Source organism: Edaphosphingomonas laterariae (genome assembly GCF_900188165.1).
In the GTDB taxonomy this organism is placed as follows: Bacteria; Pseudomonadota; Alphaproteobacteria; order Sphingomonadales; family Sphingomonadaceae; genus Sphingomonas_E; species Sphingomonas_E laterariae.
This window is the reverse complement of sequence record NZ_FZOS01000080.1, coordinates 1-1,433: the sequence shown is the minus strand read 5'-3', so window position 1 is coordinate 1,433 and position 1,433 is coordinate 1. Positions and strand designations below refer to the sequence as shown.

Sequence of the window (1,433 nt, the reverse complement as noted above, 5' to 3'; positions counted from 1 at the left end):
CGCTACTTTGGCAGAAGTGTGATTTTTGGGATTCCCAAGGAGAGATTTCCCTGATTCATGGGGAGCCAGCTTGACGGAGGCTGGCGATGGACGAGGACTGGCAGGCGGATCTTGAGCGTTGGCTCGCGCCTTATCTGGAAGCTCTGGGGAACAAGACGCGACGCCGGATGTGCCCAGCCTATATCGCCGGTCTGATTGGCCCCGGTGATCGCAAGAGCATCCAGCCCATGGCAGCCCGCTCGGACGCGATCCCCTATGACCGGCTGCATCATTTCATCGGGGCCGGTCTGTGGGACAGCGCCCCGCTGGAAGCGACCTTGTGGAGCCAGGCGGATGAATTGGTTGGTGGCGATAGAGCCTGGCTGATCATCGACGACACCGCCTTGCCCAAGAAGGGCAAAGCCTCGGTTGGCGTCGCGCCGCAGTACGCCACGGCGCTTGGCAAGAATGCCAACTGTCAGACGCTGGTGTCGGTGACGCTGGCGTCGGGCGAAGTTCCGCTCATGCTGAGCTTGCGGCTGTTCCTGCCGGAAAGCTGGACGAGCGATACCGCGCGCATGGACAAGGCGGGCGTGCCTGCCCCTTTGCAGGAATATCGCACCAAGCTCGAGATCGCGATCGAGGAGATCGATCGCATCATCGCTGCCGGCGTGCGCTTCGGCTGTGTGCTGGCCGATGCCGGTTACGGGCTGTCGGCTCCGTTCCGGCAGGCGCTGAGTACACGCGGCCTCTGCTGGGCTGTCGGCATCCCCAGGCACCAGAAGGTCTATCCGGCCGACGTGCAACTGATCTTCCCGGTCGCAGGACGCGGTCGCCTTCGGGTGCGGCATGTGCCGGACGTCAAATCCATGGCTGCGCACGTCATGCTCGAAAGCGCGAAGTGGCGACAGGTCAGTTGGCGCAAGGGAACCAAGGGACGGCTGACGGCCCGCTTTGCCGCCATGCGCGTGCGCATTGCCGATGGTGCCCCGCAGCGGATCGGCTCTGCCGGGGCCCAGCACATGCCGGGTGAGGAAGCCTGGCTGGTGGGTGAGCATCGCTCGAATGGCGAGCGGAAATACTATCTTTCCAATCTGCCCGCCGACACCCCGATCAAGGCTCTCGCCGGCGCGATCAAGGCGCGCTGGATCTGCGAACAAGCCCATCAGCAACTCAAGGAAGAACTGGGCCTGGATCACTTCGAGGGCCGATCCTGGACCGGACTTCACCGCCATGCCTTGATGTCGATGATAGCTTACGCCTTCCTGCAATCCCGAAGGCTCGCTCAGGCGGGGCGGAAAAAAAAGAGTCCTCGGTCCGCCTCCCCAACCCACCTTGCCGGCAGTGCGCCAGGCCATCCTTGACCGCTTGTCTCGCTCACCGCCGCAGAATTGCCCTCACTGCGGATGCAGCCTCATCAGATACCCTGCCAAACTTCTGCCAAAGTAGTGCTA

General features: G+C 63.0%; 1 protein-coding gene. It reads left to right on the top strand.

What is annotated here, in order from left to right; all coding sequences use genetic code 11:
• Nucleotides 1-86 precede the first annotated feature (86 nt).
• The gene (locus tag CHB74_RS21440; RefSeq protein WP_089221476.1) at nucleotides 87-1,343 is read left to right on the top strand and encodes an IS701 family transposase; all 1,257 of its coding nucleotides are present in this window, start codon (nucleotides 87-89) and stop codon (nucleotides 1,341-1,343) included.
• Nucleotides 1,344-1,433: the final 90 nt, after the last annotated feature.